General features: G+C 59.4%; 13 protein-coding genes and 1 pseudogene. 6 read left to right on the forward strand and 8 right to left on the reverse strand.

What is annotated here, in order from left to right; all coding sequences use genetic code 11:
- The first annotated feature begins 106 nt into the window (after positions 1–106).
- The 6 genes and pseudogenes from BM229_RS08395 to BM229_RS08420 all read left to right on the forward strand — a co-directional run bounded on the left by BM229_RS08395 (position 107) and on the right by BM229_RS08420 (position 6661).
- Positions 107–1647, forward strand: a pseudogene (locus BM229_RS08395) (putative bifunctional diguanylate cyclase/phosphodiesterase).
- A 300-nt stretch (positions 1648–1947) separates the two neighbouring features.
- Complete coding sequence (yidC, locus tag BM229_RS08400; RefSeq protein ID WP_093927122.1) at positions 1948–3819, forward strand: membrane protein insertase YidC; 1872 nt, start codon at positions 1948–1950, stop codon at positions 3817–3819.
- Positions 3819–4556, forward strand: a complete 738-nt coding sequence (locus BM229_RS08405) for an MOSC domain-containing protein (RefSeq protein WP_208604049.1) — start codon at positions 3819–3821, stop codon at positions 4554–4556. Before yidC ends, BM229_RS08405 begins: the two co-directional genes overlap by 1 nt.
- Positions 4556–5206, forward strand: a complete 651-nt coding sequence (gene yihA / locus BM229_RS08410) for a ribosome biogenesis GTP-binding protein YihA/YsxC (RefSeq protein WP_093927124.1) — start codon at positions 4556–4558, stop codon at positions 5204–5206. The genes BM229_RS08405 and yihA overlap by 1 nt, the downstream gene beginning before the upstream one ends.
- 36 nt (positions 5207–5242) lie before the next feature.
- Complete coding sequence (argB, locus tag BM229_RS08415) at positions 5243–6106, forward strand: acetylglutamate kinase (RefSeq protein WP_208604036.1); 864 nt, start codon at positions 5243–5245, stop codon at positions 6104–6106.
- Positions 6107–6166: 60 nt separating this feature from the next.
- Positions 6167–6661: a SixA phosphatase family protein gene (locus BM229_RS08420; RefSeq protein ID WP_093927126.1), complete on the forward strand. Its 495-nt coding sequence runs from the start codon at positions 6167–6169 to the stop codon at positions 6659–6661.
- A 61-nt stretch (positions 6662–6722) separates the two neighbouring features.
- On the opposite strand, the gene BM229_RS08425 is transcribed toward BM229_RS08420, so the two are convergent.
- The 8 genes from BM229_RS08425 to BM229_RS08460 all read right to left on the reverse strand — a co-directional run bounded on the left by BM229_RS08425 (position 6723) and on the right by BM229_RS08460 (position 14237).
- Positions 6723–7490: an amino acid ABC transporter ATP-binding protein gene (locus tag BM229_RS08425; protein ID WP_093927127.1), complete on the reverse strand. Its 768-nt coding sequence runs from the start codon at positions 7488–7490 to the stop codon at positions 6723–6725.
- A gap of 14 nt (positions 7491–7504) precedes the next feature.
- A complete protein-coding gene (locus BM229_RS08430) occupies positions 7505–8803 on the reverse strand; it encodes an amino acid ABC transporter permease (protein ID WP_093927128.1) in 1299 nt (432 codons plus the stop codon).
- Between the two features lie 3 nt (positions 8804–8806).
- Positions 8807–10021 carry an amino acid ABC transporter permease gene (locus BM229_RS08435; RefSeq protein ID WP_093927129.1) on the reverse strand — a complete coding sequence of 405 codons (1215 nt, stop codon included), beginning with the start codon at positions 10019–10021 and terminating at the stop codon, positions 8807–8809.
- A 218-nt stretch (positions 10022–10239) separates the two neighbouring features.
- Positions 10240–11256, reverse strand: coding sequence for an amino acid ABC transporter substrate-binding protein (locus tag BM229_RS08440; RefSeq protein ID WP_093927130.1), 1017 nt, complete (start codon positions 11254–11256; stop codon positions 10240–10242).
- Between the two features lie 194 nt (positions 11257–11450).
- Entirely contained in the window at positions 11451–12164 is a 714-nt protein-coding gene (locus tag BM229_RS08445) for an ATP12 family chaperone protein (protein ID WP_093927131.1), read from the reverse strand.
- The gene (locus tag BM229_RS08450) at positions 12161–12844 is read right to left on the reverse strand and encodes an HAD-IA family hydrolase (RefSeq protein WP_093927132.1); all 684 of its coding nucleotides are present in this window, start codon (positions 12842–12844) and stop codon (positions 12161–12163) included. Before BM229_RS08450 ends, BM229_RS08445 begins: the two co-directional genes overlap by 4 nt.
- Positions 12841–13887 carry an RluA family pseudouridine synthase gene (locus tag BM229_RS08455; protein WP_093927133.1) on the reverse strand — a complete coding sequence of 349 codons (1047 nt, stop codon included), beginning with the start codon at positions 13885–13887 and terminating at the stop codon, positions 12841–12843. The genes BM229_RS08450 and BM229_RS08455 overlap by 4 nt, the downstream gene beginning before the upstream one ends.
- The gene (locus BM229_RS08460; protein WP_139226270.1) at positions 13884–14237 is read right to left on the reverse strand and encodes a fluoride efflux transporter FluC; all 354 of its coding nucleotides are present in this window, start codon (positions 14235–14237) and stop codon (positions 13884–13886) included. Before BM229_RS08460 ends, BM229_RS08455 begins: the two co-directional genes overlap by 4 nt.
- Positions 14238–14249 lie beyond the last annotated feature (12 nt).

Raw genomic sequence — 14249 nt, forward strand, 5'->3', positions numbered from 1 at the left:
TAAGAATCCACAAGAAACTGCTCTCTGTTAACCCACAGCACACCCCAAAGGCGATATTCCACTTTCGAAGGCGCAGACATTGCGTACATAAGATAGGGATATCGCGATGGCACTTTACCAGCGTTCTGGGCTAACGCAGCTGCGCCAGTCGTTTGCCGCTTTGCTCAGCGGACAGGCCGCTTTGGCTTTCCTTCCTGCAATGTCATTGCTTGCATTTTGGCTTGGCGGTGAATTGGCTTTGATCACGACCTCCGCCGCGCTGCCGCTTCTATACCTTGCAGGACAGCGTTTCGGTGGGGGGGTAATGTTGCCCCGGGATGCGGTCAGCGGCATACTTCAGCGCCGCACTTTTGAAGAATTGACCGAACAAGACTTTCAGCGCGCCCGATCACAGGGGCGATTGTCAGCAACGTTTTTCATCGCGATTGAGGAATTCGACCAGCTTATCGAACGTTACGGTCATGCGGCTGCCGACACCATTGTCCGACAAAGCGGCCAACGTCTGGTTAGCGCCCTACGGGATGACGACAACATCGGCAAAATGGGAGAGGCGCGTTTTGCGATCTGCATGGCCCCAGTGCGCCAGCTTGACCTTGAGCTTTGCATCCAACTCGCTGGAAGGGTTCAAACAGCATTGGAAGAGCCTATCTCTGTCGACGGCGTGACCGTTTATCTAACCGCCTCGGTTGGCTTTTGCCTCAGCACCCGCGCCCCGGGTCCCGATGGCGCCGCATGGCTTGCTGCTGCAGCCACCGCCCTGCGTATTGCGCAACAACACGGACCTTCTTCCATACGTGCCTTCTCTGATCAGATGCGGCGCGAAACCGAAAACCGCGCAGAACTGCGCGAGGACGTCACGATCGCCTTGGATGGCGGCCAAATTCAGCCTTGGTTCCAGCCGCAAATCTCAACCGACACAGGCCAGATCACCGGGTTTGAAGCCTTGGCACGCTGGAACCACCCGGTGCGCGGCATGATCCCCCCTTCGGATTTCCTACCCGCGATCGAAGAAGCCGGCCTTCTAGAACGATTGGCCGAGGTGATGATGTACCATTCCTTCGCCGCGCTCAAAGCCTGGGACAGCTCCGGCACGGAGGTGCCGCAGATTGGCGTGAACTTCGCCGGTGGCGAACTTGCCAACCCCCGGCTGATTGACAAAATAACTTGGGAGCTGGACCGTTTTGATCTGAGCCCAAACAGACTTGCTGTCGAAGTTCTTGAGACTGTCGTCGCATCTACCCCCGACGATGTGATCACGCGAAATATCAATGCCTTGGGCAAGCTGGGCTGTCGTATTGACCTTGATGACTTTGGCACTGGCAATGCCTCCATCGCCTCAATCCGCCGTTTTTCGGTCAGTCGGATCAAAATTGATCGGTCGTTCGTCATGAAAACGGACCGAGACCCGGACCAACAGCGTATGATTGGTGCGATCCTCACCATGGCCGAAAGGCTGGGCGTCGAAACCCTTGCCGAAGGGGTGGAAACGGTGGGAGAGAAGTTTTGCTGGCGCAACTTGGCTGTGATCATGTGCAGGGATTCGGCATCGCACGTCCCATGCCGTTTGAACAAACGCTGGACTGGATTGCCCGCCACAATGCAAAACTACAAGATGTTCCACGTATCATGGACGGCCGCGCAACCTAGCGCGTCCATTTTGCCCAAGCATCAGCAAAATCCAACATTTAGCCGCAGCAGGCAAACGAGAGGCGCATGACAAACCAGTAACCGTTTCACAATCCCAAAGAACTTCCCGGCTTGCGCGATGGGCCAAAGCCGCCACGCAACCAACCCTATCAACTCTCCCCGGCAGAACTCCGCAAAACCCATGCCAGATGGAGCAAAACCACCCCATACGCCCAGTGATCCTACCCGATTCCGCTTGACCTTTGGCCCCGCACTCTGTTGAACCCCCGTGATATTCAAAGACATCAGGTGGCGGTCCCCATGGACGAACAGAACAAGAATCTCATCCTTGCCACGGCGCTCAGCTTTGCCGTCATCCTCGTGTGGTTCCTCTTGTTCCCGCCCCCCGAAGCCGACCCTGCGCTAGAGAACAGCGTCGAGATGACCCAAACCGAAGATGGCACCTCCGTTCCCGCTTCCCCAGCAGAGACGGCTGCGGCACCCGGTACGGATACCGGCGAAGGCGCCGCCCCCGAAGGCCGCCGCGCCGCACTGGCCGATGCGCCTCGGGTTGAAATCGCGACCGATAAGGTCAGTGGCTCTATTTCCCTGATGGGTGGTCGGATTGATGATCTCAAGCTGAACGACTACCAAACCACTCTCGATGAAAACGCCGAAGTGGTCACCCTGCTCTCTCCCGAAGGGTCGAGCGACGCCTATTACGCCCTGCACGGCTGGGCGGCAGGCTCCGGCCTTGGGCCTGATGCGGTTCCGGGCGTAGACACGCTTTGGACCCTCAGCGAAGGTGAGGCTTTGGGCGTTGACAGCCCCGTCACCCTGACATGGGACAACGGTGCCGGTCAGGTCTTCACCCGCCAAATTTCGGTTGATGATGAATATATGTTCGACATCACCCAGAGCGTCACTAACAACGGCGAGGCGCCCGTCAACCTTGCCCCGTTTGGCATGATCGCTCAGCACGGATTGCCCGAAGACCTGAAAAGCTTCTTCATCTTGCACGAAGGCGCCGTTTCGATGGCCAATGGCGAGTTGTCGGAAGTTGATTGGGACGACATCGCCGAAGCTGAGGTAAACAGCACTTGGGGCCGCCCCGCCGTGGTCACCGAAGGCGTCACCGAAGGCTGGGTCGGCTTTACCGATCACTATTGGCAGGCGGTGCTGATCCCCGAAGCAGGCGAGACCTTTGAACAGGCGCTCACCTATGACCCGCGCGCCGACACCTACCGCGCTTTCACCCGCCAACCGACCCGCTCGGTCGCCGCAGGCGAAAGCGTAAGCACTTCCAGCAAGTTCTTCGCAGGCGCGAAGGAATGGGAAACACTGCAAGATTACCAATCCGCAGGCGTTGCCAAATTCATCGACAGCATCGACTGGGGTTGGTTCTTCTTTCTGACCAAGCCGATCTTCTGGCTGCTGCACAACCTGAACCAACTGATCGGTAACATGGGCGTTGCGATTATCGGCCTGACCCTGCTGATCAAAGCGCTGCTCTTCCCTCTGGCCTATAAATCCTACGTCTCCATGGCGCGGATGAAAGAGCTTCAGCCCGAGATGGAAAAGCTGAAGAAGGATGCGGGCGACGACCGTCAGAAGATGCAGCAAGGCATGATGGAGCTTTACAAGAAGAACAAGGTGAACCCCGCTGCGGGCTGTCTGCCGATCCTGATGCAGATTCCAATCTTCTTCTCGCTCTACAAAGTTATCTTTGTCACCATCGAACTGCGCCACGCGCCCTTCTTTGGCCCGTTCCAAGACCTTAGCTCACCCGATCCAACCTCGATCATGAACCTTTGGGGGCTGCTGCCCTATGCCGCGCCTGAGCCTGGCTCGATGCTGGCGCTGGTGTTCATCGGCATTCTGCCGCTGCTCTTGGGTATCTCCATGTTCTTGCAGCAAAAATTGAACCCGGCCCCCACCGATCCGACACAGCAGATGATCTTTGCTTGGATGCCTTGGGTCTTCATGTTCATGCTGGGCGGCTTTGCATCTGGCCTCGTGGTGTACTGGATCGCGAACAACACGATTACCTTTACGCAGCAGTACCTGATCATGCGCAGCCAGGGATACAAACCTGACCTTTGGGGCAACATCGCGGGCGGCTTTAAACGGACGCCCAAGGGCAACGCAGCCAACGCAGATGCCAAACCCAAGTCTGGCAAGTCGAAAAAGTGATGCAGATCACCGCGCTCAACCGGCATCCGCTCAAGGCCCATGGCCGCGAGACGGTTGAGCGTGTGACCCTGCACGCCGGGCAATCTATGCCCTATGATCGCCTTTGGGCCGTGGCGCATGATGCCTCCAAAGCCATGCCGGGCGACTGGGCGCGGTGTTTGAATTTTACGCGGGGCGCGTCCTCTCCGCAGTTGCAAGCGATTACGGCCAAGCTTGACGAAACAAGCGAGATGCTGACCTTGCATCATCCAAAGCGAGGCGAGATCACCTTTCACCCTGATCGCGACAAAGCAGCCTTCCTTGATTGGGTTGGCCCTTTGGTGGCTGAAGGCCGGGCCGCGCCGGTGGACATCCTGCGCCTTGATGGCCGCGGCTATACCGACAGTGCCGAGCCGACACTTTCGCTGAACAGCCTTGCCTCTCACGCCGCTGTCGAAGCGCTTTGCGGCACCCCGCTGCAAACCGCCCGTTGGCGCGGCAACATCTGGTTTGACGGGGCCGCCCCTTGGGATGAATTCGAATGGGTCGGGCGCGATATGAAAATCGGTGGCGCACGGTTGCATGTGTCCAAACGCATCACTCGCTGCCTTGCAACCACCGTAAACACCGACACCGGCGCACGCGACGTGGACACACTCGCGGCACTTGACCAATTGGGTCACCGCGACTTCGGTGTTACCCTGACCGTCACCACCGGCGGAGAGATCGCCGTGGGCGACGAACTGGAGCTGATTTGATGCAAGTGAACTACACCATTGCCGAGGAGCCGGACGCGCCGAGCGCCGAAAAAGGCCGGATGCTTTTCGCCGGTGAGACGACATTCGTCAAAGGCGTGGTGGCGATGGACGGGCTGCCCCCCCCAGACCGGATGGAGGTCTGCTTTGCGGGCCGCTCCAACGTCGGGAAATCGACCCTGATCAACGCGCTGACGGGCATGAAAGCACTGGCGCGGGCCTCGAACACGCCGGGCCGCACGCAGGAGATTAACTTCTTTACCGCGGGCGAAGAGCATTACCTCGTCGACCTGCCGGGCTATGGCTATGCCAATGCCCCATTGCCCGTGGTCGAGAAATGGCAGCGCCTGCTCAAGCAATACCTTTCGGGCCGCCAGACATTGCGCCGCGCCTTCGTGCTGATCGACGCGCGGCATGGGGTCAAAAAGGTCGACAATGAAATCATGTCCCTGCTCGACAGCTCTGCCGTGACCTTCCAAGTGGTGCTGACCAAAGCTGATAAGGTCAAAGAAGCCGAGCGTGAGAAGATCCTAACGCAGGTGAAAGACGCGCTGAGCAAACACCCCGCCGCCTACCCGGAGATTGTCGTGACATCTTCGGAAAAGGGCTGGGGCATCCCGACCTTGCGTGCCATCATCGCCACGCTGGTATAACACCTCCGCCGCTATCGGCTTCCCATGGGTCAACAGATGAGAACGCAAGACATGAACCGCGACTGGATCGCCACTGCCCGCACACTCAGCCAAGCCCTGCCCTTTTTGCAACGCTACGCCGATGCCACCGTGGTCATCAAACTTGGCGGTCATGCAATGGGCAGCGATGAGGCGATGGATGAATTCGCCCGCGATGTCGCGCTGATGCGGCAGGTCGGGGTGAACCCGGTGATCGTCCATGGCGGCGGGCCGATGATCAACGACATGCTGGCGCGGCTGAACATCAAATCGGAATTCGTGAACGGCAAGCGCGTCACCGATGCCGCGACCATGGAAGTGGTCGAGATGGTCCTGTCGGGCCTCGTCAATGCGCGGATCGTACAGGCGATCTCGGAGCAAGGTGGCCGTGCGGTTGGTGTCTCGGGCAAGGACAGCGGCCTGATCGTTTGCGACCCCGAAGACCCCGTTCTGGGCCTCGTGGGCAACCCAACGCAGGTCAATCCGCGCATCCTGCGCGATTTCGCCGATAAGGGCATCATTCCCGTCATCGCACCTCTCGGCATGGGCCGCGGGGGGGAGACCTATAACATCAACGGTGACACCGCCGCAGGCGCCATTGCGGGCGCGCTGAAGGCTGATCGTCTGTTACTGCTTACTGATGTGGCAGGCGTCAAAGATGGCTCGGGCGAGGTGGTTACCGACCTGACGGCAAGCCAGATCAACGAGATGATCGCGGACGGCACAATTGCGGGCGGGATGATCCCGAAGGTGCAGACCGCGCTGGATGCGCTCGAAGGTGGCGTGCGTGCGGCGGTGATCCTCGATGGTCGTGCGCCAAATGCCTGCCTGTTGGAACTCTTCACCGAACACGGCGCGGGCAGCATCATTCGCAAGGGGTAAAGCCCTTGCCCCCTGCCCCTGCTTCGCGCCTATGATGGGCCGAGCAGTGAAAGGAATGACATGCGCCGCCTGATCCTAATGCGACATGCGAAATCGGACTGGTCCCACGGGACCAGCGATCACGATCGCCCTCTGAACCCCCGTGGGCGTAGCGCTGCCGAAGCGCTTGGCAACTGGTTACGGGCTGAAGGGCTGCTGCCTGATGCGGTGCTCTGTTCCACGGCGGCGCGCACGCGCGAAACCTGCGCGATTTTGAACCTGCCTGAAAGCTGCGCAGTGGAACACCTCCGCCAGCTTTACCTCGCCGAACCCAGTGAGATTATAGCAAACCTGCGCCAGCGGGCGACCGGCGACACAGTGTTGCTTGTAGCGCATAACCCCGGCATTGCCGCTGCCGCAGAGCTGCTGTTGCAGCAGACGCCCGATCAGGATGCCTTTGATCGCTATCCTTCCGGCGCAACCACGGTGATGGATTTCGACATCGACAATTGGGCCGACCTTGCCCCCGGTAGCGGTGCGCTGCACGCCTTTACCGTCCCGAAGCAACTGGTCTGAAACGCAAACGCCCCGACCGATTGGCCGGGGCGTTTAGTTCACGGTACTGGCGCAGCGCGGATCAGTGACCCAGAATCTGACTCAGGAACAGCTGTGTGCGCGGGCTCTGTGGGTTGTTGAAGAAGGCTTCCGGCTCGTTCTGCTCGACGATCTGGCCTTCGTCCATAAAGATCACCCGGTTCGCCACCTGACGGGCAAAACCCATCTCGTGGGTCACGCAGAGCATAGTCATACCCTCTTCGGCAAGCTCGATCATCGTGTCGAGCACCTCTTTGATCATCTCAGGATCAAGCGCCGATGTCGGCTCATCAAACAGCATGATGCGCGGGCGCATGCAAAGCGAACGGGCAATCGCCACACGCTGCTGCTGACCACCCGAAAGCTGGCCGGGGTACTTGTTGGCCTGATCGGGGATCTTCACCTTTTCAAGGAAATGCATCGCCGTTTCTTCGGCTTCTTTCTTGGGTGTTTTGCGCACCCAAATCGGCGCCAGCGTGCAGTTTTCAAGGATCGTCAGATGCGGAAAGAGGTTGAAGTGCTGAAAGCACATGCCGACCTCAGAGCGGATCTTGTCGATGTTCTTGAGGTCCGAGGACAGAAGCGTGCCGTCAACCTCGATGGAGCCCTTCTGGTGCTCCTCCAGCGCGTTGATGCAGCGGATCAGCGTCGACTTGCCCGAGCCCGAGGGCCCGCAGATCACGATCCGCTCGCCGCGGTGCACCGTCAGGTCGATGTCGCGCAGCACGTGAAACGCGCCATACCATTTGTTCATGTTGTCGATACGGATCGCGACTTCGTCGGATACTTTCATTTGTGCGGTCTCAGCCATGCGAGAACCCTCCCTTAACGATGGTCAGTCGCAAGACGGCGTTCCAGCCACTGCGAATATTGTGAAATGCCGTAGCAAACGATGAAGAACAGCAACGAGGCGAACATGAAGAGTTCCCAGTAAACGCCGTTCCAATCGGTCGAAGCGAGGATCGGTCCGCGGATCATGCCGATGATATCAAACAACGAGATGACCGAGACCAACGTGGTATCCTTGAACAGACCCACGGCGATGTTGACGATGCCCGGAATGGAGATCTTCATCGCCTGCGGCAGGATGATCAGACGCATCGCCTGCGCATAGTCGAGGCCAAGGCTGTCAGCGGCCTCATACTGGCCCTTCGGCAATGCGGCGAGGCCCCCCCGGATCACCTCAGCGATATAGGCCGAAGAAAACATGGTGATCATAATGACCACGCGGATGAAGAGATCGACCCCCGAACCCGGCGGGAAGAAATAGGCCAGCATCACGTTCGCCACGAACAGCAAGGTAATCAGCGGCACGCCCCGCACGAATTCGATAAAGACCACGCAGATGCCTTTAACGATCGGCAGGTGGGATTGACGCCCCAGAGCCAGCGCGATGCCAATGGGCAGCGAAAGGGACACACAGGTGATACCCAGCATCATATTGAGCATGAAGCCACCAAGGTCACGGCTGGGGATCGCCTCAAGCAGGGGCGACGCGGGGCGCAGCGCCTCCCCAATAAAGCCACCGACATACCAGACGATCACCGCAGCAACGATGCCGCCCGCCAGCGCCATGGCAAAGCTTTTCTGCACCAGACGGCTATAGACGATATAGCCGGCCACGACGCCCAAGAGCGCAAAGATCGGCCCCCAGATCGGCCCGCCCCAGATCAGCCAGAAGGCAAGGAATGGATAAAGACCTGTAAAGAGCAGCATCTTGCGCGGCAGGTCGATGAACAGGACAGGCGCGGCAGCAAGGAACAGCAGCACCAGCGCAAGGGTCGGACGCCAGTATTGATCGCTTGGGTATTTAAACCCAAAGAGCAACTGGTGCCAACGCTCGCTTAGCACCGAGAAACAGGCCCCCGAAGCACCGTCAAGTATCTCACGGCACTCCGATAGGCTGCTGGCAGACCAGACCCCGTTCAGCAACCAAGGTAGAGAGCCCGCAAGCAGCAGATACAGGAAGTAAAGCGCCACGAGGGTCAGAATCGCATTGGCCCATGTCGGGAAAAGGTTGTCTTTCACCCATTTCAGCGGCCCGCCAACTTTGTCAGGCGGAGCGGCTGGCGGCAGGGAGGACTCGCGCACGAAGGCGATGGATTCAGCATGTGTATCTGACATGGCTTAACGCTCCTTCAGCTTCGTTGCGTTGTTATAAACGTTCATCACCATGGAGATACCCAGCGAAATCACGAGGTAGAACAGCATAAGCAGAACGACGCATTCAATCGCCCGCCCGGTCTGGTTCAGGGTGATCCCGCCCAGCGTTGCGGTGATGTCGGCATAGCCCACAAGGATCGCCAGCGACGAGTTCTTGGTGATGTTAAGATAGTTGGAGATCAGCGGCGGGATGATCACGCGCAGCGCCTGCGGCAGCACCACAAGGTTCATTACTCGCCCCGGACGCAGGCCCAGAGCGGCTGCGGCCTCTGACTGGCCGCGGCTTACCGCTTGAATGCCCGCGCGGACGTTCTCGGCGATGAAGGCACCGGTGTAGATCGACAGGGCGAACCACAGCGCGATCAACGGCGCGCCGATTTGGATGCCGCCACGGAAGTTGAAGCCTTTGAGCGCGGGGTAATCGAGCCCGATCGGCATGCCCATGATGAAGAACATGATGATCGTCGGCAGCAACAGGATCGCGACCGAAGGCCAAAGCATCGGCAGCAGGCGGCCCGTGTCATATAGCAGTTTCGTCGCATAGCGGCGGTAGGCGAAAACGCCGATCACCGAGGCGACGAAAGTCGCCATCACGATCATCGACCCCGGCCCCCAGACTGGCCCGGGAATATAGACGCCCCGGTTGGTGAAGGCGAAAGAGCCCAGCATCATGGTCGAGGCCGGATCGTCACCGCGGAAGGCCGAAGGCGCGGGCATCGCGGCGGTCATGATAGTGTAGATGATCAGAATCCAGATCAGCACCGGGATGTTGCGGAAAATCTCGACGTAGCCCGCCATCAGCTTGCGCACGAGCCAGTTGTTCGACAGGCGCAGAACCCCGGCGATGACGCCAAAGATCGTCGCGGTGACACAGGCAAGGAAGGACACCAGCAGCGTGTTGATGATACCCACCCAAGCGGCCTGAAGGTTGGACGACTGGCTGGTATAGGGAATCAACGTTTGGTTGATGTCATAACCGGCTGGATTGCCGAGAAACTGGAAAGAAATGTTCAGGCCAGCGGCGCGCAGGTTGGCAGCAAGGTTAGAGCCCAGATACCAGATCGCCGTGACCAGCAGCGCCAGCGCAATCACCTGAAAGGTGATCGACCGATAGCGGGTGTCGCTCAACAGCATAGATGGCCGGAACGACGCCTTGGGAGGGTCGGAGAATGTCGTCATGTATGTATCCCTGTGTTCCGGCTTGTTTTTTATTGGTGCATTTAGCGCACCTTGGCCGAATCATTTTTGGTCGTTGATCGTTTTAGCCGATCGTGGGTTTTTATTGTCTTCTTAGCGCGTTGTTGTTCGCTTTGGAGTAGCTTGCTTTAGTTAAGTCCAAGTTACCCGGTTCCGAGGCACAAGGGGCGCAGGAATTCCCGCGCCCCTTGGCAACTAATTTAGCGTACTGGCGGTGCGTAGAGCAGGCCACCGTCTGTCCACTGAGCGTTCAGCCCACGTGCCAGACCGATAGGTGTCTCTTCGCCGATGTTCTTGGCAAAGATTTCACCGTAGTTGCCTTCGGCCATGATGGCGCGCTTGGCCCACTCATTGTCGAGGCCGATCATCTCACCCAGCGTACCCTCGGTGCCCAAAAGGCGAGCAATCTCAGGGTTGTTGGTGTTGCCGGTCATCTCTTCGATGTTAGCAGAGGTGATGCCCAGCTCTTCGGCTGCGATCAGCGCGTTCAGCACCCAGCGGGTGATGTCGCCCCACTCGTTGTCACCGTGACGGACCAGCGGGCCGAGCGGCTCTTTCGAGATGATTTCGGGCAGCAGAACGTGGTCGCCAGGGGTTTCAAAGGTCGCACGTGTGGCGGCCAGACCGGAGGCGTCAGTTGTGTAGGTGTCGCAGGCACCGGCAAGGTACTGCTGCTGGCCTTCGGCGTTGGTTTCAACCGGAACGGGCTCGTAGCTGATGTTGTTCTTGCGGAAGAAGTCCGCGAGGTTCAGCTCGGTTGTGGTGCCGGTCTGGATGCAGACGGTCGCGCCGTCCAGATCCTTCGCCGAGGAAACGCCAAGCGCTTTCGGAACCATGAAGCCCTGACCGTCGTAGTAGTTCACGCCGATGAAATCGAATTTCAGGTCGGTGTCACGGCTGAAGGTCCATGTGGTGTTCCGTGCGAGGAAGTCGATCTCGCCCGAAGCCAGCGCGGTGAAGCGGGTTTTGCCAGTTGTCGGAACGAATTCCACGGCGTTCTTGTCGCCCAGAACGGCTGCGGCAACGGCACGGCACACGGCCACGTCGAAACCTTCCCATTCGCCGTTGGCGTTAGGCGCGGCAAAGCCTGCAAGGCCTGTGGTCACGCCACAGTTCAGCTTGCCACGGGCTTTGACGTCATCGAGCGTGGCGGCGCCAGCAGCACCGGCCGCAAGGCCAGCAACGGTCAGCGCGCCAAAAATTACGGTTTTTTTCATTTTTACCTCTTCCTGATAGTCCGCCACGTTCACTGGCGGTTAATCCGACGCCAAGTGACGCCGAAAGCGATCATGTGCAGGGTCTCCCCTGCTCAATGGAAAGCAGTGTGGGCGGATTCAGGTTTGAAGGTCAAGGGCGCGATGGGCAAATTTAGAACGTGATTTGCCCATCCGCACGCAAAGCTTTTAGCAAGTTAAGCAGCCTTGGAAAGCACAATCATTGCACATGCATGTAAAAATGCCTGCCGCTTAATTTCGGCCTCTTGCTCGGCCACGTCATCGCGGCCCCATTGCTCAGCCTGCCAAACCTCATCCAAGCGCGAAAGCGCCCATATTTTTTGAGGGTCAAACGCCTGTTCATAGGCGGCAAAGCCCAGCACCAGCGAGCCGGTCAAGCTTACGAGATCATGAAATGCTGCCAGTTCAAAAGCATCCAGCGCAGCCGTCCGGCGGTGCATTTCGGCCAAAGCGTCAGGCGATTGCGGCTGATGCATAATGCCCTGCCGCGTCTCTAAATTGACGCCAAGGAACGCAGCGGCCCAATCAAGCATCGGATCCCATTCAGCCGCCTGCCGCGCCACCAATTCTGCGGGATTGTCGGCGCGGTAGCACAGAAGATCACTGTCGCCATAAGCGGCCAGCATATCAACGACCTCATCCTTTTGCACCGCGACCTTATCAATCGCCGCATTGGCGGTCTTGGTCACCGGCATGGTGCGCGGGTCAATCTGTTTCTCTTGCGCTTGCCATTCGGCGGCCACGGCTTCTGCCATGGCACGGGTCGGCAAGGTCAGCGGGCGTTTGGCCGGTGTTTTCACCCGGCGGCCATCCAGTTCGACGGTAAAGCCGCCATCGACCTCGACCACGGCAGCATCTTTCCAAAAACGTTTGGCTTTCCAGTCACTCATGCGGGAATGCTCCAGATCTGTTCCAGCAGGGCGGGTAGCGCCGCGAAGTCCTCGACAAGATGCGCGGCAGCGGCCAGCCGTTCCGGGCCGTGATAGCCCCATTTCACGCCGATCCCAGTCACCCCGGCAGCGGCGGCCATGTCCATGTCGAACGAAGTGTCGCCGATCATAACCGTCGCGTCTGGCCCGACCCCGGCATCCGCCATCGCCTGATGGATCATCGAAGGATGCGGTTTTGAAGGATGAAAATCCGCAACTTGCTGGGTTATGAACAACCCTTCCAGCCCATGGCCCGCGATCAGCTTGTCCAAACCGCGCTTTGATTTGCCCGTGGCAACACCCAAAAGCACCTCTGGCTCAGCGTGAAGACAGCGCAGTGTTTCTGCCGCGCCGGGATAGAGCGGCGAAGACTGCGCCACCCCGGCCTCTGCCCGAAGGGTCATGTAAGACGTCTTATAGGCCTCAACCATCACAAGGTGATCCCCGGCAGAGCGCGTAGGGGCAAGTGTCGGCAGCGCCACATCAAGTGACAAACCAACTATCGATAGGATTTCATTGCGCGATGGAACAGGCGCGTCCACGGCTGCAAACGCCGCCGTCATCGCGGCAATGATATCAGCCTGACTGTCGACGAGCGTGCCGTCGACGTCAAAGATCACTAAGCGCAGCGGCTTGCTCATTGCAACGACTCAAACGGGTCTTCATCAGCCAAGTCTTCGGTCCAGCCGAAGGTGTCCCAGCTATGCTTCATATGATCCGGCAGCTCAGCCGTGATCGTGACAACCTTGCGCGTCTGAGGATGCTCAAACCGCATCATCCGCGCGTGCAGATGCAGCTTTTTCGAGATGATCCCGCCCAGTTGTGCGCCCCAACCATCGCCAAGGTTCTCTTGACCAGAGCCGCCGTATTTCCCGTCACCGACGATCGGATGTCCGATCTCGGCCATATGCGCACGCAACTGGTGGGTACGACCCGTGACCGGCTCCATCGCCACCCAAGACGCGCGCGAGCCGACGCGGAACAGCGTGGCGTAAAGTGTATGCGCGCGTTTCGCGCCCGGCGTCGCATCCATGTCGCGCGGATGCACGGCAATCATCTTTTCGCCCTCCCCGCTGCGGCCATGACCGCCTGCTTTGACGAGGCCATATTTGATCTCGCCCAGGTAGGGCGTCGGAACACCGGCCACGATGGCCCAGTAAATCTTGCGGGTCTCACGGTGGCGCATCGCCGCCGTCAGCGCCTTGGCCGCCAGACGTGTGCGCGCCAGCAGCAGCACGCCAGAGGTGTCGCGGTCCAACCGGTGCACCAGACGTGGCTTTTCCTCGGCGTCAAAGATCAGCGCTTCCGAGAGCGCATCGACATGGCGGTCCGCCTGCCCCGAGCCGCCCTGCACCGCCAGACCGGGCGGCTTGTTCAGCGCAATCAAATGATCGTCGCGGTAAATCACGCAGTTGCGGATCATCTTGGCGTCGGCATCGGTGATCCGCGTCCGCTTGGGCGGCGGCGGAGGCGCGCTGTCGGGCAGCGGCGGCACGCGCACCTCTTGGCCCGCCTCCAGCCGCGTGTTGGCCTTGACCCGGCCCCCATCGACACGGATTTCGCCCTTGCGGCACATCTTCTCGATGAGCCCTTGGTTGATCTGCGGAAACATCCGCTTGAACCAACGGTCCAGCCGCTGGTCGCCATCGCCCACGGCGACGGTAATGGTTTGTACGCGGCTCATGCCAACACCTCTCGGGCCAACCAGAGGCCCAGCAAACAGGCGGCCAGCGACAAGATCACCGAGGCCCCCACATATGAAAATGCGACCCCTGCGCGGCCCGCTTCAAGCAGCCGCAGGGTATCGAGTGAAAACGCCGAAAAAGTGGTAAAACCACCCAGCAGCCCGGTCATCAAGAAGGGCAGCAGCAGCGACGTCTTGTCGGCCAGCACCCAGACCACGCCAATCGCCAGCGAGCCAGTGACATTGACGGCCAAGGTGCCCAGCGGAAAGCCCACCGCGACCCCGACAAGGAACCGCAAGCTGGCGCCCAAAGCGCCGCCGAGGGCCACCATGATCAGTGTTTTCATCATCGACACCCCATC

The organism is Sulfitobacter dubius (genome assembly GCF_900113435.1).
GTDB lineage: Bacteria > Pseudomonadota > Alphaproteobacteria > Rhodobacterales > Rhodobacteraceae > Sulfitobacter > Sulfitobacter dubius.

What these genes read in the sequence shown, in the direction of transcription:
- BM229_RS08405 (WP_208604049.1), top strand. Translation starts at nt 3,819, where the DNA reads ATGCAGATCACCGCGCTCAACCGGCATCCGCTCAAGGCCCATGGCCGC.
- BM229_RS08430 (WP_093927128.1), bottom strand. Translation starts at nt 8,803, where the DNA reads ATGTCAGATACACATGCTGAATCCATCGCCTTCGTGCGCGAGTCCTCC.
- BM229_RS08450 (WP_093927132.1), bottom strand. Translation starts at nt 12,844, where the DNA reads ATGAGCAAGCCGCTGCGCTTAGTGATCTTTGACGTCGACGGCACGCTC.
- yidC (WP_093927122.1), top strand. Translation starts at nt 1,948, where the DNA reads ATGGACGAACAGAACAAGAATCTCATCCTTGCCACGGCGCTCAGCTTT.
- BM229_RS08425 (WP_093927127.1), bottom strand. Translation starts at nt 7,490, where the DNA reads ATGGCTGAGACCGCACAAATGAAAGTATCCGACGAAGTCGCGATCCGT.
- BM229_RS08460 (WP_139226270.1), bottom strand. Translation starts at nt 14,237, where the DNA reads ATGATGAAAACACTGATCATGGTGGCCCTCGGCGGCGCTTTGGGCGCC.
- yihA (WP_093927124.1), top strand. Translation starts at nt 4,556, where the DNA reads ATGCAAGTGAACTACACCATTGCCGAGGAGCCGGACGCGCCGAGCGCC.
- BM229_RS08420 (WP_093927126.1), top strand. Translation starts at nt 6,167, where the DNA reads ATGCGCCGCCTGATCCTAATGCGACATGCGAAATCGGACTGGTCCCAC.
- BM229_RS08445 (WP_093927131.1), bottom strand. Translation starts at nt 12,164, where the DNA reads ATGAGTGACTGGAAAGCCAAACGTTTTTGGAAAGATGCTGCCGTGGTC.
- BM229_RS08455 (WP_093927133.1), bottom strand. Translation starts at nt 13,887, where the DNA reads ATGAGCCGCGTACAAACCATTACCGTCGCCGTGGGCGATGGCGACCAG.
- argB (WP_208604036.1), top strand. Translation starts at nt 5,243, where the DNA reads ATGAGAACGCAAGACATGAACCGCGACTGGATCGCCACTGCCCGCACA.
- BM229_RS08440 (WP_093927130.1), bottom strand. Translation starts at nt 11,256, where the DNA reads ATGAAAAAAACCGTAATTTTTGGCGCGCTGACCGTTGCTGGCCTTGCG.
- BM229_RS08435 (WP_093927129.1), bottom strand. Translation starts at nt 10,021, where the DNA reads ATGACGACATTCTCCGACCCTCCCAAGGCGTCGTTCCGGCCATCTATG.